The organism is Mesobacillus persicus (assembly GCF_900109925.1).
Lineage (GTDB): Bacteria > Bacillota > Bacilli > Bacillales > Cytobacillaceae > Mesobacillus_B > Mesobacillus_B persicus.
On sequence record NZ_FOBW01000002.1, the window covers coordinates 224,726 to 245,030 of the forward strand.

Below are 20,305 nucleotides of genomic sequence, written 5' to 3' on the forward strand. Positions count from 1 at the left end.
AGAGCAGAGGTGATGGAGTGTTTTGTGCATGGGTCGTGCGTCTTTCTACATGAAAAACCTCTCTTTCTACATCACACAAAATACATTCTACACACACAAAGAAAAAGCCCCGTCCCCTCATACAAACCAAGGGAGACAGGACTCACACACTCTCTTACACACTTTCTTTTTTATCAATATCCTCTGAAGAGTTGGAGAAGATGCTCTCTGCAACAGAGGAGATAACTTCATCCTTATTGGTTTCTTCTCTTACTAGCGCCAAGTCAAATACTTCGCTTAGATGGCTGACAGGTACGATGTCAATCCCTTTAATTTCCTGAAGGATGGACTGGACATTTTCCTTTGGAATGATGACACGCTTTGCTCCTGCTTTCATCGCTGCTTTGACCTTTGGATACACGCCACCAATTGGTTTTACATTACCGTGGATGCTTATTTCACCTGTCATCGCAACGGTATGATCGGCTGGAATTTTATAAATAGCTGAATAAATTCCTGTTGCCATCGCAATCCCTGCTGATGGGCCATCAATCGGAACGCCCCCAGGGAAGTTGACGTGAATATCATATTTATCCGCTGGAACACCCATGGAGCGCAAGACAGTAATGACATTTTCGATTGAGCCTTTGGCCATACTCTTTCTTCTAATCGATTTACCTTGACCGCCGATGCTTTCTTCTTCAACAATCCCAGTAATATTAATGCTGCCTTTGTCTTTTGCTTCAATCACGGTAACCTCAATCTCCAGGAGAGCGCCTGTGTTTGGTCCGTGTACGGCTAACCCATTTATCAGACCGATAGCTGCTTTTTCGTTGATCTTCCGTTCCATTCTCGGTGTCAATTGGCTTGCATGAACAACCCATTCGATTTCCTCTTCTTTAATATAATCTCGGTCCTCTGTGATTGCTAATCCGGCCGCGATTTGAACCATATTTACCGCTTCACGCCCATTGCGGCAATAAGAAGATAAGACAGCAATTGCCTCATCACTCATGTTAAGGTTAACTTTTTCTGCTGCATTCTTTGCTACATCAGAAATTTCTTCTTGCGTCAATTCTCTAAAAAATACTTCCATACATCTAGACCTGATTGCTGGTGGGATTTCACTAGGGGTTCTAGTGGTGGCACCGACTAAGCGGAAATCAGCTGGAAGTCCATTTTTAAAAATATCATGGATATGTAATGGGATTTGGGTGTTTTCTTCACTGTAATAGGCGCTTTCTAGATACACTTTCCGATCCTCGAGTACTTTTAAAAGCTTATTCATTTGGATCGAATGTAACTCACCAATTTCATCAATAAATAACACGCCGCCATGAGCATTTGTAACCGCCCCCTGTTTTGGCTGAGGGATACCAGCTTGGCCCATTGCACCGGCACCCTGGTAAATAGGATCATGTACCGAACCGATTAACGGGTCGGCGATGCCACGCTCATCAAATCTTGCTGTTGTCGCATCAAGCTCCACGAAGACTGAAGATTGTTTAAAGGGAGACTTCATATTTTTCTTTGATTCCTCGAGCACAAGTCTTGCTGCCGCTGTCTTCCCTACCCCTGGAGGTCCATAAATAATGACATGCTGTGGATTTGGCCCACATAGTGCCGCTTTTAATGCTTTGATGCCATCCTCCTGACCAACGATGTCCTTAAAACTGGCTGGTCTAACTCTTTCTGAAAGGGGCTCACTGAGAGAGATTGATCGCATTTTTCTCAACTGTTCCATTTCTTTTTTTGACTCACGGTCTATAGATACTTTTTGTGTGCGTTGATTTTTTAGTAAATTCCAGAAATACAGCCCGATGATGATTCCAAAGAAAAGCTGTACGAATAAAGCGATCCCTGTCCAATTCAAAACAGATTCCCTCCTGACTTAATCCTTATGACTTTCCATTAGTATCTCCCTCAACTAGTTGGAATAAACAAGAATTTAAGTCAAAAATATCTTCTCATAGTGAAAACCTAACAATCTGTTTCGCAAACAAATTTGAACAAAACGCAAAAAAACCTGGTATAAAAATACCAGGTTTTCTCATTCAAGCTAGTTATCACGCAGAGTTCCGTTCTCCTTTATCTACAGAACCATCTTCAAGTACAAGCTGTGGTGGAGTTGATTCTAGGACTGTATCCTTTGTGATGATACATTTTACGATTTCTTCGCGAGAAGGAAGATCGAACATTACATCTAGCATGATGCCTTCAATAATGGAGCGAAGTCCACGGGCACCGGTTTTGCGTTCGATGGCTTTTTTAGCGATTTCGACCAATGCATCTTCTTCAAATTCAAGCTCAACATTATCAAGCTCGAGCATCTTCTGGTACTGCTTTACCAAAGCATTCTTTGGCTTAGTTAAAATTTCAACTAGAGCTTCCTCGTCAAGCTGAATAAGGCTCGCAGTAACTGGAAGACGACCGATGAATTCAGGGATTAGACCAAATCTTAACAAGTCTTCAGGTAAAACCTTCCCAAGTAATTCTTTTTGATCAATATCGTCTTTTTTCGTATCAGAACCAAAACCGATGACCTTTTGGCCAAGACGGCGCTTGATGATTGATTCAATTCCATCAAATGCTCCACCACAGATGAACAAGATATTTCCTGTGTCGATTTGAATGAATTCTTGATGAGGGTGTTTTCTTCCACCTTGTGGAGGAACGCTAGCAACCGTTCCTTCAAGAATTTTCAGCAAGGCTTGCTGCACACCTTCACCAGAAACATCTCTCGTAATCGATGGATTTTCTGATTTTCTAGCAACTTTATCAATCTCATCAATGTAAATAATGCCTTTTTCCGCTTTTTCAACATCATAATCTGCCGCTTGGATTAGCTTAAGCAGGATGTTTTCCACGTCTTCACCAACATATCCAGCTTCTGTTAGCGAAGTTGCATCTGCGATTGCAAATGGAACATTTAGAATACGCGCAAGCGTCTGAGCAAGAAGAGTTTTCCCGCTACCAGTTGGCCCAATCATAACAATATTACTTTTTGAAAGCTCAACATCATCGATTTTACTATTAGAGTTGATACGCTTGTAATGATTGTAAACGGCTACAGAAAGATTCTTCTTCGCCTGGTCTTGACCAATGACATATTCATCAAGAATTCCACGAATTTCACGCGGTTTTGGAACGTCCTTAAATTCAACTTCTTCTTCTGTGCCTAATTCTTCTTCGACGATTTCAGTACAAAGCTCGATGCACTCATCACATATGTAAACACCTGGTCCTGCAACGAGTTTACGGACTTGATCCTGAGTCTTGCCGCAGAAAGAACATTTCAATTGCCCTTTTTCATCATTAAATTTGAACATTTTTTTCACCCCTTGGAAACTTCTAACGTATATAAAATGGCGGATCATACACGAACATTCATTTTGGTTTGTAAACGTTAAAACTGGTTATGTACTGGATTGTAACACAATATTCTAAGTGACAGGAAATAATAACTCTTCGCGCCTGAAAAGTTGGTAAGCTGATCCGCAAAAAAAGATATGTACTCAATTAAGCTTAACCAAAATGATGCCGATTCAGTCGGCCGTTCGCCAAATACTAAGAAATTCTAGGTTTGGCCTCCGCTAGCCGCACCCATTTCACTTATGTAAAAAAAGGCTCATGATGGTACAAAACAAGGCACGATGTAATCGCGCCTTGTTCTTATCTGGTTACTTCTATTATGCAACAGTTTTACTATTTTCCACAAGGAATTCGACTGCTTTTTTTAGTTGAAGGTCACCTTTGACAGAATCAAGGTTTCCAGCAAGCGCCGCTTTGATTTGGTCTACAGTCATATTGTATGAAGAAGCCATGTTTTCTAGTTCAGCATTAACATCTTCTTCCGTTACTTCGATGTTTTCCGCTTTAACAATTGCTTCAAGCGTTAAGTTTACGCGCACACGATTTCCTGCATCTTCTTGCATTTGACCACGAAGAGCTGCTTCATCTTGTCCAGAGAACTGGAAGTAAAGCTCAAGATTCATACCTTGCATTTGCAGGCGCTGTTCGAATTCTTGTAGCATACGGTCAACTTCATTGTTAACCATTACTTCAGGAACATCAATTTCAGCATTTGCAGCTGCTTTTTCTACAACAGCGTCTTGAATCGCATGCTCTTTTTGGTGTTCTTTGTCATGCTTCAAGCGGTCTAGAGTTTTAGCTTTTAATGCTTCAAGAGTTTCGACTTCTTCGTCTACATCTTTCGCAAATTCATCATCTAACTCAGGAAGTTGTTTTCCTTTGATTTCATGAACTTTTACTTTAAATACTGCAGGCTTTCCAGCAAGCTCAGCTGCATGGTACTCTTCTGGGAAAGTGACTTCAACGTCTTTTTCTTCTCCAGCTTTTACACCTACAAGCTGCTCTTCAAAGCCAGGAATGAAGCTTCCTGAACCAATTTCAAGTGAGTGGTTCTCAGCTTGTCCACCTTCGAATGCTTCACCATCAACAAAGCCTTCAAAGTCAAGAACAACTGTGTCGCCATTTTCTGCTGGAGCATCTTCTTTAACAACTAGCTCAGCATGACGCTCTTGTAGAGCTTTCAATTCAGCTGCTACATCTTCGTCTGTTACTTCTGTATCAAACGCTTCAACTTCAAGACCTTTGTATTCGCCAAGCTTTACTTCTGGCTTCACTGTAACAGTTGCCTTGAACACTAGGCTTTGGCCTCTTTCGATTTGATCAACATCAATTTCAGGACGATCAACTGGCTCAATTCCAGCTTCGTCGATTGCATTTGAGTAAGCTTCTGGAAGAAGAATATCAATTGCATCCTGATATAATGACTCAACGCCAAAACGCTTTTCAAACATTTGACGTGGCATTTTTCCTTTACGGAAACCAGGAACACTAACTGTTTTTACTACCTTTTTGAATGCAGCGTCTAAACCTTCGTTAAACTTTTCTGCATCTACTTCAAATGTAAGAACCCCTTGGTTCCCTTCTTGTTTTTCCCATTTTGCAGACATACATTTCCCTCCAACAAATCTATTATCATGACCATTTCGGCGATGAATATCTCTTGAACGTGCAAGCAATATTCCAGTTTAAATGTAAAATAGATTAATTTTTACATAATACAACCACTACATTATAACACAGGATTATTTTGTTTCAACAGCCTGCTAGATGATAGGATAAGAAATTTCTTCTATCTTCTTGATGAAATCTAGCGCTGCCGTTGTTTCTTCGGCTGATACCTCATATTTTTCGCAATAATCATCTAGTGTTCCATTTAGGCCGTAATAGGCTTCTGCTAGATATTGATAGGCAGCTGCCCATGCCGATGCACCCTCTGGCTGGGGGTCAAATGGATACATTAGAAAAAAGTTTCGTTCGAGTAAGCTTTTAATATTTTCATACAACACGGGATCATCACTTTCAAGCTGAGATTCAAGCAGACTGGAGATTTCTTGTAGTTTTTTAATTTCATGAATTTCTGGTAGTGTTGCTGGAATAAATTCACCCTTCATCCCAAGTTTCTCCACTTCGACTTCTCGGTCGTATTCCTGCTCCCGTAAAATATTTAAAAGCATCGATTTCTGAAAAGGATGTCCATCCTTAGAACTTAGGTATAGTTTAATTTCATGTATGTATGGACGAACATTCTCTTTCGCGAGCCTTGCCGCAATCAGCATTTGATCTTTTGGGTCCTGATAAGCGAATAGACTTAATCGCTCTATTTTGGACTCTGCTACGTTGGCTTCAGTACTACTAGTATCCGTGTGGTTCTCAGCCATGTTCCGACTAAATTGAAGCATTTTAGAGAAGTGCTCATATTTGTCTACAGGAATTTCTTTCTCTTCAAGCAGCGCTTCAATCGTTGCGATGATTTCCTTATACTCGTTAAGTTGAACCATGATCATAATATAAAGGTCCATGACCTGTATATATTCCCCTAGGCCTTCCTTTAGCATTTCTGCTGCTAGTCTTTTCGCTTCTTGAGTATGGCCCGATTCAAAATTAGCAAGCACGAGGCCGATATATACCTCACTATTATCAGGGTCAAGATCCCGAGCCTGCTCTAAATAGTCAATCGCTTGACGATATTTTTTCTCGTGAAGATATTCGAGTCCCTTTTCTAAAAGTCGCTGCTCTAGGCCGGGAAACAAAACAATATTATCTTTTTCGGAATCCTGTTTCTTCATGCCTTTACCGCCCTTATTATTTCTTTGACTGTTTTCGAATACCTTGTTGCTATTTATATAGTGGGTAGTTGATTTACGCTCCAGGCGCTTGCTTTCCGCGGGGCGGGCGGTGAGCCTCCTCGGCGCTTTAGCGCCTGTGGGGTCTCACCTGTCCCGCTGCTCCCGCAGGACACTGAATGGCATCCTCGAATCTACCCACGCACGAGAAAATGCGTACTTCATTTTCGAGGAGTCAAGCGCCTTCCGCTCCAATCAACCGGTTTTCATCAAGTTCTAATTCATAAAAATAATGAAAGTTTACGAAAACAGCCTTCACATTTAATTTTATTGTCGTTAGTTTAGCACGGAATGGTCGAAAAACAAAAAGATTCACAGCCTCGGGCCGTGAATCTTTTTAACCTATTGACTCTTCGTATTTTCTAATTTGTTCATCCATCTGCATGGTTAAGTCGATTTCATCCCAACCGTTCATTAACATTGTTTGCCAGTAGGAGCTGATTGGGAATGATGCTTTAAACCCTTCGGCATCAGAAACGGTTTTATCATCTAATGAAACAATTAATTCGTAGGATGGGCTTTTTGCTTTTTCAAGCAAGTATTCAACCTCTTCAGCTTTTAATACGACCGGAAGCATCCCGTTTTTCAAACAGTTCTGATGAAAGATATCGGCAAATGATGGCGCGATAACCACTTGAATGCCGTAATCAAGCAATGCCCATGGTGCGTGTTCTCTGGATGAGCCACAGCCGAAATTCTCATTGGCTACCAGAATTGTAGCCCCTGCGTTTTCTTGGCGGTTTAATTCAAATTCAGGATTAGGCGAACCGTCTGCCTGAAAGCGCCAATCGTAAAAGAGATATTGACCAAAACCGGTTTTCTCTGTTCGTTTCAAAAACTGCTTTGGAATGATCTGGTCTGTATCGACATTTACTCGGTCCATCCCAGCTGCTTTCCCACGAAATGTAGTTAGTCCTGCCATTTTCTAATCTCCTTTCCCTGTCCTGTCCGCTAATTCACTAGTGAACGGCTTCGGCACTTTCTAGATTTCTTACATCAACGAAATAGCCATGAACAGCCGCTGCTGCTGCCATCGCTGGGCTGACAAGATGTGTTCTTGACCCAGCACCTTGACGTCCCTCAAAGTTACGATTGGAGGTGGATGCACAATGCTCACCAGCTGGGACAATGTCCGCATTCATACTTAGGCACATACTACAGCCCGATTCTCTCCATTCGAAGCCTGCTTCAATAAAAATCTGATCCAGTCCTTCCGCTTCCGCTAAGACCTTGACGTTTTGTGAACCTGGTACAACAATGGCCTGAACCCCTTGCTGAACCTTTCTCCCTTTAGCTACTTCAGCAGCTAAGCGAAGGTCTTCTAAGCGCGAGTTCGTACAGGACCCGATAAACACTTTTTGGACTTTGATATCGCTGATTTTCTGCCCTTCAGAAAAGCCCATATAACCAAGCGCACTTGCCACTGATCTTCTTTCATTTTCATTGGCACACTCGTTCAAAAACGGAACTCTTCCTGTCACAGGTGCTGTTTGGGAAGGATTCGTTCCCCAGCTCACCATCGGAGCAATCTCACTAGCTTCAATATGAATTTCCTTGTCATACGTTGCATCCTCATCGGAAGCAAGCGCCTTCCATTGTTCTGCCGCCTGATCGAATTCCTGACCTGAAGGAACATGCTTGCGGCCACGTAAGTATTCAATCGTGGTATCATCTGGTGCAACTAAACCTGCGCGCGCACCACCCTCAATGGACATATTGCAGACCGTCATCCGCTCCTCCATTGACATGTTGCGAATCACTTCACCGCAATATTCAATAATATGGCCGGTTCCGAAATTTACTCCATGCTTGGATAAGACATACAGGATAACATCCTTTGCAAGCACGCCTTGACCGAGCTTGCCATCGATTTGTACTTTTAATGACTTAGGCTTTGACTGCCACAATGTTTGCGTTGCAAGCGTATGTTCAACCTCACTCGTTCCAATTCCAAATGCAAGCGAACCGAAAGCGCCGTGCGTGGATGTATGACTGTCTCCACAAACAATCGTCATTCCCGGCTGAGTTAACCCAAGCTCAGGACCGATTACGTGGACAATGCCCTGCTCTGGGCTATTGATATCGGCTAAAGGAATCCCAAACTCCTCACAGTTTTTCCTCAATGTTTCCATTTGTTTTTTAGCAACAGGATCGGTAATGTTAAACCGGTTCACGGTCGGTACATTATGATCCACCGTTGCAAACGTGCGATCAGGCCTTCTAACTGGGCGATTTTTCATTCTCAAACCTGAAAACGCCTGAGGTGAGGTTACTTCATGGACAAGATGAAGGTCAATATAGATGAGGTCAGGTTTTCCCTCTTCCTGATGGACAATATGTTTATCCCATAGCTTATCGATAATCGTTTTCCCCATTCTTCACCCTCCTTTTCTAGGCATATAAGTTCATAATATTTAAGATAGCTTGATTGTCTAAAATCGTTGCTTTGATTTCTTCAATCATTTCTTCCGTACCAATCGTTGACTGGCCTTCACCAGCGATATCACTTGTTTTCACACCAGATTCTAAAACTTGTTTCACCGCATTCTCAACGGCTTCCGCTTCTTCCTCAAGACCGAAAGAGGTTCTTAGCATCATTGCAGCTGATAGGATCATTGCCACTGGATTCGCAAGGTTTTTCCCTTCAATATCTGGTGCAGATCCATGAATAGGTTCATAAAGATTCGGTCCATCTTCCGAAATACTTGCGGAAGGGAGCATACCCAATGATCCGGTTAACACAGATGCTTCATCACTTAAAATATCGCCAAACATATTTTCCGTAACAAGAACGTCAAACTGTTTTGGATTTTTAATTAATTGCATCGCAGCATTGTCAACAAGCATATGCTCAAGTTTTACTTCTGGGAAATCCTTCGCTACTGCCTCAGCGGTTTCTCTCCATACTCGGCTTGATTCAAGAACGTTTGCTTTATCAACAGATGTCACTTTTTTACTCCGCTTTTCAGCGAGTTCAAAGGCTAAGCGAATAATGCGTTCAATTTCGGACTTTTTATAAAAAAGGGTATCAACAACTGAATCTTCGCCGTCTGTTTTTGTTCGTTCACTTGGTTTTCCAAAGTATAATCCACCTGTAAGCTCTCTGACGACCAATAGGTCAGCGCCTTCAATGATTTCTGGGCGTAGTGGTGAATTTGCCGCCGTTGCTGCGAAATAGCTTACCGGCCTTAAATTAGCATAGAGGTTCAACTCTTTTCTGATCCGAAGAAGACCCTTCTCTGGACGAAGATGTCCAGGAAGAGTTTCCCACTTCGGACCACCTACCGCTCCCAGTAGTACAGCATCACTTTGTTGGCACAATTCAATCGTCTCTTCAGGAAGCGGGGTTCCGAGCGCATCAATAGCCCCTCCACCAATACTTCCATATGTGAAAGTAAATTGATGCCCATAGCGCTCTCCAATTGCCTGTAGAACACTTACTGCACCTCGGGCTACCTCCTTGCCAATGCCATCACCAGGCAGGACTGCGATCGTTTTTTTCATGAGTTTCCCCTCCATTTTTTTATAAGGCTTTTTCGTATACTCGTCGTAAAAATCTAATTTCACCTTAAAACACAGGCCCTTTCCACAACCTTCTTTGGTAACAAAGATTGAGAAAAGAGCCTTTTAAAAAATTATCCGTTAACGACTGGCTCTGCGCTTTCGTTCATATATAAAACACGATTGATTGCATTTAGATAGGCTTTTGCGGATGCTTCTAGAACGTCCTGTGCAAGCCCTCTTCCGCTGGTTTCCTTGCCTGCATAGTTCATCTTCACATAGACTTGAGCAAGGGCATCTCTCCCTGCCCCAACGGATTGAATCCGGTAGTCTAATAGGTTAATGGTTTCATTCATGCATTTTTCTAGCGTATTATATAGTGCTTCGATACTACCAGCTCCAGTAGCTGCTTCTTGAATTTCTTCATTATTCGCACCAGATAAGCTTACCGTAGCAGTTGGAACCTGATTCGTTCCATATTGGACTTGAATTGATTTTAATTGGTAGAAGTTTTCATCCTTCGAAAGTCTTTCTTCAAGGACAATCGCGACTAAGTCTTCGTCGGTCATCTCTTTTTTACGATCGGCTAGGTCTTTGAATACTCCGAACAAGCGCTTGATATCTTCTTCTGGTACGGAAAGCCCTAATTCCTGAAGACGATTGCGGAATGCGTGTCTGCCAGAGTGCTTACCAAGTACCAAGGAATTATTCTGGAACCCGACCAATTCAGGTGAAATGATTTCGTAGGTTGTTTTTTCCTTAAGAACACCATCCTGATGGATGCCTGATTCATGTGCAAAGGCATTGCGACCAACGACCGCTTTGTTCGGCGGTACTGGCATACCGGTTAATTTGGAAATAAGACTTGAAGTACGGCTGATTTCCTGTAGATTCAAACCTGTTTCCAAATTGAAATAGTCTTTGCGGATATGAAGCGCGACTGCTAATTCTTCAAGTGAAGTATTTCCAGCACGCTCGCCAATTCCGTTAATGGTTCCTTCCACTTGCCTTGCCCCATGCTTGACTGCTGCAAGTGAGTTTGCCACCGCTAGCCCTAAATCATCATGGCAGTGAGTCGACAATTCGACCTTTCCAATAGAAGGAACGTTTTCGAATAAATAATCAAAAACGGCTCCGTATTCTTCTGGATTGATATAGCCGACAGTGTCAGGGATATTGATTACCCTAGCTCCAGCCTTAATGACTTCCTCAATGATTTCTGCTAAAAATGGGAGTTCTGTGCGGCAAGCATCTTCTGCAGACCATTGAACAACTGAAAACTTTGAAGCAGCGTATTTCACGGTTTGAACCGCAGTTTCAATGACCTGTTCTTTTGTTTGTTTTAGCTTATATTGTCGATGAATCGGTGAAGTCGCAATAAACGTGTGCAATCTTGGTTCTGCTCCGTCTTTTAGAGCCTCCCAAGCAGCGTCGATATCAGTAATAACGGCACGTGCAAGCCCTGTTACTGAAGCGCCTTTAATCGTTCTGGCTATCTCTTTAACCGATGCTAGATCCCCAGGAGAAGCAGCTGGAAAGCCTGCTTCGATAATGTCAACATTTAATCTTTCCAGCTGTCTAGCAATCTCTAGCTTTTCGGACTTATTTAGATTAACCCCGGCCGACTGTTCCCCGTCTCTTAGCGTCGTGTCAAAAATTTTAACCTTTTGCAACAGCTGCCACTTCCTTCTTTTTACCTTGATTTACAAACGGCATCATCGCTCTTAATTCGCGACCAACCACTTCGATTGGATGTTGTTTTTCATTCTCATTGATTGCAGTGAACTCTGGACGGTTTGCTTGGTTTTCAAGAATCCATCCTTTTGCAAAACGACCTTCTTGGATATCTTTTAATACTTCTTTCATTTCTGCTTTCACGGCTGGAGTTACAACGCGTGGTCCGCTAACAAAATCTCCCCATTGAGCTGTATCAGAGATAGAGTAACGCATTCCTTCAAGACCGCCTTCATACATAAGGTCAACGATTAATTTTAATTCGTGTAGACATTCAAAGTATGCAAGTTCTGGCTGGTAACCAGCTTCTGTCAATGTTTCGAAACCAGCTTTTACTAGTGCAGAAACTCCTCCACATAAAACTGCTTGCTCTCCGAAAAGATCTGTTTCTGTTTCTTCTTTAAAAGTAGTTTCTAATGCTCCAGCACGAAGCGATCCAATTCCGTGTGCATAAGATAGAGCAAGGTCTCTTGCCTCTCCTGTAACATCTTGGAAAACAGCGAACAGAGCAGGAACTCCAGCGCCTTCAGTGTATACACGGCGAACAAGGTGTCCAGGGCCTTTAGGAGCTACTAATAGCACATCACTTTCTTTTGGTGCCTTGATCTGGTTAAAGTGGATATTGAAACCATGAGCGAACATTAACGCTTGGTTTGTTAAGTTTGGTTCGATTTCATTTTTATAAACAGTTGGTTGTAGTTCATCTGGAAGTAGGATCATAACAACATCTGCCTGAGCTGTTGCTTCTCCAACTGAATATACTTGGAATCCGTCTTCTACTGCTTGATCCCAAGAACGTCCTTTACGTAGACCAATGACTACTTCAACACCGCTGTCACGAAGGTTTTGTGAATGAGCATGACCTTGTGAACCGTATCCGATAACTGCTACTTTCTTTCCTTGTAAGTAATGTGGGTTTGCGTCTCCGTTATAGTACATTTTTGCCATGTTAATTCTCTCCCTTTAATTGGTATAGTTTTTTGGTATTTAGCTTTGTTAAACGGGGATGTTGATTTCCACTCCAGGCGCTTGCTTTCCGCGGGGCGGGCGGTGAGCCTCCTCGTCGCTTTCGCTCCTGTGGGGTCTCACCTGTCCCGCTGCCCCCGCAGGAGTCAAGCGCCTTCCGTTCCAATCAACGGTTAGTAAACCAACAATTCCTTTAACACAGCCTTGGTTTTAATAGAGTAAGATTTTTATACTATTGAATAGTTGGTTTTATGGTTTGAACGCTGGCTGCTACGTGGGAAAGCTGTTGTTCCTGTTCGCGCTAGCTCTTTAATTCCATAAGGCTTAATTAGCTCGATGAAAGCTTCAATTTTTTCTGACTCACCGGTAATTTGAATAATCAGACTGTCTTTGCCAACATCGATGACAGAGGCCCGGAACGGTTCAATTAATGAATAAATTTCATTGCGATTTTGCGGTGTCGATTGCACTTTAATCAGTGCTAGTTCACGGGCAACAACCGCCTGATCACTGATATCCGCTACCTTTAAAACGTCAATTTGCTTATTTACCTGCTTGGTAATCTGTTCAATCACTCGGTCGTTATCGACATTAACAACGCAGGTAATTCTTGAAATACCTTCTTGCTCTGTTTCTCCAACCGAAATGCTTTCAATATTGTAGTTTCGTTTCGAAAACAAATTAGTGATTCGATTTAAAACACCTGGCCTATTCAGTACGGTTAGAGTTATAATTCTTTTCATTTTTTCACCCCTACCATTTCATGTAGCCCTTTTCCTGGAGCAATCATCGGATAAACATTTTCATTTTCAGCTACTCGAAAGTCTAGTAATACCGGTTCTTTATCTTTCATTACTTCTGCAAGAATCTTTTCCGCTTCCTGTTCAGAATTAATTTCATAAGCCTTAATGTCATAGGCATCCGCAAGTTTAACGAAGGAAGGCTGGGATGGAATTTTACTATGAGAATATCTTTCCTGATAGAAAATTTGCTGCCACTGCCTTACCATTCCTAACGAGCGATTGTTAAAGATGGCAATTTTAATTGGAAGATTCATTTCTCTAATAACCGCTAATTCCTGTGTTGACATTTGGAACCCGGCATCACCTAGAATCGCAATTACGGTAGCTGACGGGTCAGCTATTTGTGCTCCTATTGCGGCAGGAAGACCAAAGCCCATCGTTCCAAGTCCACCTGAAGTTACCCAACGATCTGGGTTCTTCAGTGGATAATACTGCGCTGCCCACATTTGGTGCTGTCCAACATCCGTAACCACAATGCCTTCACCATTTGTTTTCTCATACAGCATCTCTGTCACGCGCTGCGGTTTAAGCGGTGAATCTGAATTTTCGTACCAATATGGATTCTCTTTTTTATAGCCTTCTAAGGTCTGCATCCATTCACTATGTTCAGGCGGCTTGCCTTCTTGTTTCACTAGCATGGTGAGTGCTTCCTTTGCATCTCCAACCACCGGAATTGCAGTTGGTACATTTTTACCAATTTCAGCAGGATCAATATCGATATGAGCAACGGTTGCGTTTGGAGCAAAATGAGCGAGATTACCGGTTAATCGGTCATCAAATCTTGCCCCGATATTGACGAGTAAATCACATTCATAAAGCGCCATATTTGCTGTGTAACAACCATGCATCCCGGCTAAACCAAGGAATAATGGATGGTCGGCTGGAAACCCGCCTAACCCGAGAAGAGTGTGGACAACCGGAACCTTTTGCTGTTCTACATACTCGAGCAGTAGGTCGGACGCCTTTGAGAAAAGAATCCCAGCTCCTGCTAGAATTACTGGACGCTTCGCACTGCTTACGGCCTCAGTTAACTTTCTAATTTGCAAATAATTAGGTTCAATTGTCGGTTGATAGCCTGGTAGCGAGATTTCTGGCTCTGCTGGTCTTTCAACTAAGCCAGCAGCAATATCCTTAGGGAAGTCAATCAATACCGGACCCGGTCGCCCGGTTGTCGCAATATGGAAAGCTTCTTTTATAATTCTCGGAATCTCTTCAATGTTGCGAATTTGACAGTTATACTTCGTGATTGGTGTGGTAATTCCGAGAATATCCGCTTCCTGGAAAGCATCTGTTCCAATAACCCCAGTTGCTACCTGACCAGTAAATACGACTAATGGCAAGGAATCCATCATTGCATCTGCTAGACCAGTGACAACATTGGTTGCGCCTGGACCCGAAGTCGCAATCACGACACCCGCCTTACCGCTTACTCTTGCATAACCTTCTGCGGCATGGATTCCACCTTGTTCATGACGAGGCAGGACATGCATGATATCACAATCGTAAATCTTGTCGTAAATCGGAAGGACTGCCCCGCCTGGGTATCCAAAAATGACTTCTACTTCTTCCTTTTTTAAAGCTTCTAGTAAAAGATCTGCTCCAGTTACAGTTTTCTTCTCAGCTTCTACTTTTGTAAAAGCGGCTTGTTGCAGCATTATTCCAGCCTCCTATCATTTGGAAAACTCAAGCCGGCATTCTTTAAAGGTCTGCCTGCTTTTTTACAATAAAAATAGCCTTCTCATCTCCAAATGCCCACATCAAACTGTTAGGCAAAGGGATGAAAAAGGCTATTGTTCACCTGTTCCACGGTACCACCCTCATTCACGCAAATCTGTTGATTCGCGTGCACTCTAGGACTATGTTCAGTCCGTTTTGATAACGGGTGTCAGGCACCCGACCGGTTTTACTAGTTACCTTTCAAACCGGCGCTCCGAGGTGAGTTCATCCTTTGCGCCAACGCCGGTTCTCAGCACTACCGGCTCTCTGGAGATGGCCTACAAAAAATTACTTGTCCTCGTCCACACTTTCACTTATTCTTTAGCTCACATTTGACTCACTAGTTAAAGAGTATACTTTGACACCTTCTTGAATGACTCGTTTTCTGAATTCCTCAAGAATTTTATTTGTATGAATACCCGGTTGACCTTCACCAATGACCCTGCCATCTACTTTCACTACGGCAATGACTTCAGCGGCCGTCCCGGTTAAAAATACTTCATCAGCTGTATAAACATCATGTCTTGTAAATGGTTCTTCCTTCACTTCATAGCCTAGCTCTTTGGCAAAATCCATAACTGCGTTTCTCGTAATTCCTTCAAGCGCACCGATATAACCTGGTGGTGTATAGAAGGTCGTTCCTTTTACGATAAAAACATTATCCGCAGATCCTTCAGCTACATAACCTTGGTCATTAAGCATCAACGCTTCATTTACATTGGCGAGCTGTGCTTCCATTCGAACGAGAATGTTATTAAGGTAATTTAAAGATTTTACTTTCGGACTTAATACATCCGGACGGTTTCTTCTTGTTGGGACCGTCACAATTTCAAGTCCTGTTTCATATAGTTCCTTAGGGAAAATCGATAAAGGCTCAACTATGATGACCACATTGGCACTAACGCAATTCCTTGGGTCTAAGCCAAGATCCCCGACACCTCTTGAAACCACGGCCCGAATATAGGCATTTTCAAGTTGGTTCTTTTCTACTGTTTCAGCAATCAAGTTTGTAAGTTCTTCCTGACTATGAGGAATGTCTAGCATGATGGATTTTGCCGAGCGATAAAGGCGATCCATATGTTCTTCCATTCTGAAGATATTTCCGCTGTATACGCGAATCCCTTCAAACACGCCGTCCCCATATAGGAACCCATGGTCATAAACGGAAATTTTTGCGTTTTCTTTCGTGACGAATTCACCGTTTAAATAAATCCATTGATCGGGCACCGTAAAACATCTCCTTTTTCCATTAAACGCTTTAAACAATTAAATTTAAAAGGTGTGAAGATTCTGACAAATTAAATCAACCTTAAAATTCACTTGCCCGCTTGGTAGATAATCTGACTTAGAAAATCATTTAATTGAGGACTATCTTACGCCGAATTTAAGCCTGCGTCAACGGGTTTTACTAAAATTTTTGACAATTTTGATATATTATTTTTTTGAATCCGCTTCCAATGTTGTTAGGTCCACATTTTGGAATAAATATTTTTTTTGAAGAATGAGTTTATTTATATTTGCAAGAGGGAAATGAGAGTAAATTGTGGGGTTATACATTTAAAGGAGGATTTGTTCTTTGGAGGGAACTGTAGGACTGATGGCTAAGGGAGATGCCCTTTTGCTAATGCTCGTCTGCAAAATTGTTTACAGTTTGGTCTCTGATAAAGGACATTGTTGATTTTGGGTAACCGTTGATTGGAGCGGAAGGCGCTTGACTCCTGCGGGAGCAGCGGGACAGGTGAGACCCCACAGGAGCAAAGCGACGAGGAGGCTCAGCTTCCGCCCCGCGGAAAGCAAGCGCCTGGAGCGGAGATCAACCTACTTGTGTTTAAAGAACAAAAAAACTCACCCTGGTGAAGGTGAGTTAATATGTAGTGTAATGGCGTCCCAGGAGAGATTCGAACTCCCGACCGACGGCTTAGAAGGCCGTTGCTCTATCCTGCTGAGCTACTGGGACATGTAAAATTTTAAGTGAAAATTAACCCTCATAATGCTACTCGATTAGTACGCTGAAGTAAATACTCCGAAGGCTATTCGGGCGTGCTGAGCTATTGGGACATTTTCAAAGACAATATTTATTATATTACCCTAACAAACAAAAGTCAACATATACCTTTGATTTTTTTTAACCAGAGGAAGAAAAGACTCCTTCCTCCGATTATTATTATATACAGTTTAGCCCTATCTTGATACAGAAAACTCCTGTGTTAGGGCGTCCATTTTTCCATGATCATAGTCATAAACATGAAGAACCGCTTTCTCGTCCTTAAGCTCAAGAATGATATAGGTCCTTTCGCGGCGGCCACGTGGGAGTCGAATACTACCTGGGTTAATAAACAGCACATCACCAATTTTCTCTGCCCCAAGAAGGTGGGAGTGACCAAAACAGACGATAGTAGCGCCTGTTTCCTCTGCTCGATAGGATAGACTTAGCAAACTAGATTTAACAGAATACAAATGCCCATGGACCACGAGAATTTTATAGCCATCGGCCTCTATGAACGCTTCTTCCGGAAAATCTGCGTTAAAGTCACAATTTCCCTTCACAGTTGTAAAGCCGTTAATGGACTCGTTGTCCACCGAAAGCTCGGAATCTCCACAGTGAATCATCTGACTGACATCTCCAGCGTGTTTTCCCTTGATGTCATCAAGTAACTCAGTGGAACCGTGACTATCACTGACTATTAAAATTTTAGTCATGATTCCGCTCCGAAATCTAGTGATAGGTTTGCCTCTAGCTTTTGAATCGCCTTCGCCCGGTGACTAATCTTATTTTTCTCCTCAGGAGCCAACTCTGCCATCGCTTTACCCTTCTCTTCTACGAAAAAGATTGGATCATAGCCAAAGCCATGGGTTCCTCGGCGTTCCTGCAGAATTCTGCCTTCACATGCACCGGCAAATGTGACGGTTTTTTTCCCAGGCTGGGCAACAGCTAAAACACAGCGGAATCGAGCGGTCCGTTCACTATCGGGAACACCCTTTAATTCTTCTAACACTTTATCGATATTGGCACTATCACTTTTTTCAGGCCCAGAGTAACGAGCCGAATACACTCCCGGTCGACCATCAAGCGCATCGACTTCAAGACCAGAATCATCCGAAATGACAATCTTACCAAGTAGGTTAGCAATTGTCTCCGCCTTTAAGATGGCATTTTCTTCAAAGGTTGTTCCCGTTTCCTCAACATCTTCAATGTCAGGGAAATCGAGTAGCGTTTTCACCTGTAACCCTTTTGCATTAAAAATGCGTTCAAATTCTTTTGCTTTCCCGGTATTTTTCGTTGCGATTATGACTTGTTCCATGTGTGTCCCCTACCTTTGTTTTGCTTTGGTGATTATATCTGAAATCTCCTCACCAAGTACTTGTTTTTGATAATCAAACAACTCTAGCAGGCCTTCTTGCGCACCTTTTAACAATTCTTGAAGCTGACTGTAAGAGAATGTTGCCTCTTCGCCAGTTCCTTGAAGTTCAACAAACTCACCATTGCCAGTCATGACTACATTCATATCAACATGAGCAGCCGAATCTTCAACATAGTTTAGGTCAACAACGACTTGTCCATCTTTTAAAATTCCAACACTAGTGGCTGCTAAAAAGTCATTGATTGGCAGCGTCTTAATTTTTTTATTTTTATAAAGCTTATGAAAAGCAAGGGTCATTGCTACAAACGCACCAGTAATCGATGCCGTTCTCGTCCCACCGTCTGCCTGAATAACGTCACAATCAATCCAAACGGTCCGCTCTCCGGTTGCTTCTAGGTTGACTACCGCTCTTAACGCTCGTCCAATCAACCTCTGAATTTCCATGGTTCTTCCTGTAATTTTCCCTTTAGAGGATTCTCTTATATTCCGCTGATCTGTCGCTCGAGGGAGCATGGAATATTCCGCGGTGATCCAGCCTTTTCCCTGGTTACGCATAAACGGGGGCACCTTGTCCTCGATGCTAGCTGAGCAAATTACTTTTGTATCCCCAACGGAAATTAGGACCGATCCCTCTGGGTGTTTTAAATAGTCAATCTCAATATGTACAGGCCTCAATTGCTGCGGTTCTCGTCCATCATAACGCATAGCCTTTGTTCCTCCTTCAGTCGTCTTGACTTGTGTAATTGTTATGCAACTAGTCAAAAACAAGAAATAAGAGGCAGCTATATGCCTGCCTCTTTACCTTCATCATTAGTATAACAAATTTGGCGAATTAAAAACTACCAGTGTTGACATTTTGTGGACGTGTAACTGGTTTAGTTAGGTCACCGCCATCTTCTTTTTTAAGTCCAGCTTCACCGTTAACCGTTACAGCAACACTTTCAATTCCTTTTTGTTCAGTGAGTGAAAGGACCAATGTGTTCAGTACATGCTCAGATACCATTTTTTCTTCAAAACTTCCGTAAATAGATTCGTTGAAATCTAAAGTGACTTGACCATCTTGCATTTTAGGGTCATCCAATAATTTTACGCCTGTTTGGAATTGGGAGAGCAAGCCAGTTCCATATCCAGGTCCAGCTGCGAGTTCCTCAACGACTGCTTCAATGTCATTTGATCCGTCATTTGCTACCCTTTTCGTAACAGGCACGTAGTAATAGCTCTCAGCTTCCCCACCAAGATAATAAACAGTAACGGGCTTCGTGTTGGTAATATCCACAACTCCGTCTGTGCTTACATTAATTCCATTGGCACGTGTTAGCTCTTCACCAATTGGTGTTCCATTTACCGGCATGCTTTCTAGTGCCTTGCCGTTTATTTGAATTTTTACCGTATTAACAGAATCAAACTGTGTTAATGTCCATGTTACGGACTCTAGGATTCTTTGTTCGTCTTCTTCGTTATATGTGGCAAACTCGTTTGAAAAGTCAACCGTTGCTACTCCGTCTTTGATATTGACAGTCATTTGTGTATCCGCAGGTAGTACTGCCCTAAAGTCATTTGGCAACATCTCAGTTACTGGACCATTTACAACGAGATACTCAAGCGCTTGCTTAGCGACACTCTGCGTTTTTGGAAGGTCCATCGTTTGGGAAACAACATACCCGTTTTTATCAATAAGATAAAGTTCAGTTGAGACAGTTGTTTCGACGGCTTCCTCGCTACCCTCTGTTTTTGCATCAGTTCCTCCAGATTCTTCAACCATCTCCATTTCACTTTCCTCTAGGTAGGATGCATTCTGCGGTGGATCGATTTGCTTTTTCTCTTCCCCTCCAAATAAACCACAGCCTGAAAGAAATACCGCCGTTGCTAATGCCGTTGTTGTCACCAAAGTTGCTTTTTTATTTTTAGACATATAATCCCCTCCATAAGACAGTTTGTACTATCATTTATACGAGCCCTTTTTAAAATTAGACCAGCTCGGCAATTTTTTTTAGGGAAAGATTATTTTTAGACATAAAAAGTTCGGTTG

At 42.4% G+C, this 20,305-nt stretch carries 16 protein-coding genes, 1 tRNA gene and 1 other annotated feature; all 17 genes read right to left on the reverse strand.

The features are described from left to right. Nucleotides 1-154: 154 nt before the first annotated feature. The 17 genes from lonB to BMX30_RS03780 all read right to left on the reverse strand — a co-directional run bounded on the left by lonB (nucleotide 155) and on the right by BMX30_RS03780 (nucleotide 20,188). Nucleotides 155-1,852, reverse strand: a complete 1,698-nt coding sequence (gene lonB, locus BMX30_RS03695; RefSeq protein ID WP_090741318.1) for an ATP-dependent protease LonB — start codon at nucleotides 1,850-1,852, stop codon at nucleotides 155-157. Nucleotides 1,853-2,045: 193 nt separating this feature from the next. Further along, nucleotides 2,046-3,308 (reverse strand): ATP-dependent protease ATP-binding subunit ClpX, encoded by a 1,263-nt coding sequence (gene clpX, locus BMX30_RS03700; RefSeq protein WP_090741320.1) that lies wholly within the window; start codon nucleotides 3,306-3,308, stop codon nucleotides 2,046-2,048. A 360-nt stretch (nucleotides 3,309-3,668) separates the two neighbouring features. Next, nucleotides 3,669-4,958, reverse strand: a complete 1,290-nt coding sequence (gene tig, locus BMX30_RS03705) for a trigger factor (protein WP_090741322.1) — start codon at nucleotides 4,956-4,958, stop codon at nucleotides 3,669-3,671. Nucleotides 4,959-5,114: 156 nt separating this feature from the next. Further along, a complete protein-coding gene (locus BMX30_RS03710) occupies nucleotides 5,115-6,137 on the reverse strand; it encodes a tetratricopeptide repeat protein (RefSeq protein WP_090741324.1) in 1,023 nt (340 codons plus the stop codon). A gap of 394 nt (nucleotides 6,138-6,531) precedes the next feature. Next, entirely contained in the window at nucleotides 6,532-7,116 is a 585-nt protein-coding gene (gene leuD, locus BMX30_RS03715; protein WP_090741326.1) for a 3-isopropylmalate dehydratase small subunit, read from the reverse strand. A 37-nt stretch (nucleotides 7,117-7,153) separates the two neighbouring features. Next, nucleotides 7,154-8,569 carry a 3-isopropylmalate dehydratase large subunit gene (leuC, locus tag BMX30_RS03720; protein WP_090741328.1) on the reverse strand — a complete coding sequence of 472 codons (1,416 nt, stop codon included), beginning with the start codon at nucleotides 8,567-8,569 and terminating at the stop codon, nucleotides 7,154-7,156. 16 nt (nucleotides 8,570-8,585) lie between these two features. After that, a complete protein-coding gene (gene leuB / locus BMX30_RS03725; protein ID WP_090741330.1) occupies nucleotides 8,586-9,698 on the reverse strand; it encodes a 3-isopropylmalate dehydrogenase in 1,113 nt (370 codons plus the stop codon). A 131-nt stretch (nucleotides 9,699-9,829) separates the two neighbouring features. After that, nucleotides 9,830-11,368 (reverse strand): 2-isopropylmalate synthase, encoded by a 1,539-nt coding sequence (locus tag BMX30_RS03730; protein WP_090741332.1) that lies wholly within the window; start codon nucleotides 11,366-11,368, stop codon nucleotides 9,830-9,832. Next, entirely contained in the window at nucleotides 11,355-12,377 is a 1,023-nt protein-coding gene (ilvC, locus tag BMX30_RS03735; RefSeq protein WP_090741333.1) for a ketol-acid reductoisomerase, read from the reverse strand. The genes BMX30_RS03730 and ilvC overlap by 14 nt, the downstream gene beginning before the upstream one ends. Nucleotides 12,378-12,622: 245 nt before the next feature. Further along, a complete protein-coding gene (ilvN, locus tag BMX30_RS03745) occupies nucleotides 12,623-13,138 on the reverse strand; it encodes an acetolactate synthase small subunit (protein ID WP_090741337.1) in 516 nt (171 codons plus the stop codon). After that, nucleotides 13,135-14,853 carry an acetolactate synthase large subunit gene (gene ilvB / locus BMX30_RS03750; protein ID WP_090741338.1) on the reverse strand — a complete coding sequence of 573 codons (1,719 nt, stop codon included), beginning with the start codon at nucleotides 14,851-14,853 and terminating at the stop codon, nucleotides 13,135-13,137. The genes ilvN and ilvB overlap by 4 nt, the downstream gene beginning before the upstream one ends. A 115-nt stretch (nucleotides 14,854-14,968) precedes the next feature. After that, nucleotides 14,969-15,228 (reverse strand) — a binding site (T-box leader). Nucleotides 15,229-15,235: 7 nt separating this feature from the next. Next, a complete protein-coding gene (gene ilvE / locus BMX30_RS03755; RefSeq protein ID WP_090741340.1) occupies nucleotides 15,236-16,141 on the reverse strand; it encodes a branched-chain-amino-acid transaminase in 906 nt (301 codons plus the stop codon). Between the two features lie 653 nt (nucleotides 16,142-16,794). Next, a tRNA-Arg gene (locus BMX30_RS03760) sits at nucleotides 16,795-16,871 on the reverse strand. Between the two features lie 224 nt (nucleotides 16,872-17,095). Beyond that, nucleotides 17,096-17,614: a metallophosphoesterase gene (locus tag BMX30_RS03765; protein ID WP_090741342.1), complete on the reverse strand. Its 519-nt coding sequence runs from the start codon at nucleotides 17,612-17,614 to the stop codon at nucleotides 17,096-17,098. Next, entirely contained in the window at nucleotides 17,611-18,216 is a 606-nt protein-coding gene (locus tag BMX30_RS03770; protein WP_090741345.1) for an XTP/dITP diphosphatase, read from the reverse strand. Before BMX30_RS03770 ends, BMX30_RS03765 begins: the two co-directional genes overlap by 4 nt. Nucleotides 18,217-18,225: 9 nt before the next feature. Continuing rightward, on the reverse strand, nucleotides 18,226-18,981 hold the full coding sequence (gene rph / locus BMX30_RS03775) for a ribonuclease PH (RefSeq protein WP_090741347.1): 756 nt from the start codon (nucleotides 18,979-18,981) through the stop codon (nucleotides 18,226-18,228). Nucleotides 18,982-19,108: 127 nt separating this feature from the next. Continuing rightward, nucleotides 19,109-20,188 (reverse strand): GerMN domain-containing protein, encoded by a 1,080-nt coding sequence (locus BMX30_RS03780; protein WP_090741349.1) that lies wholly within the window; start codon nucleotides 20,186-20,188, stop codon nucleotides 19,109-19,111. Nucleotides 20,189-20,305 lie beyond the last annotated feature (117 nt).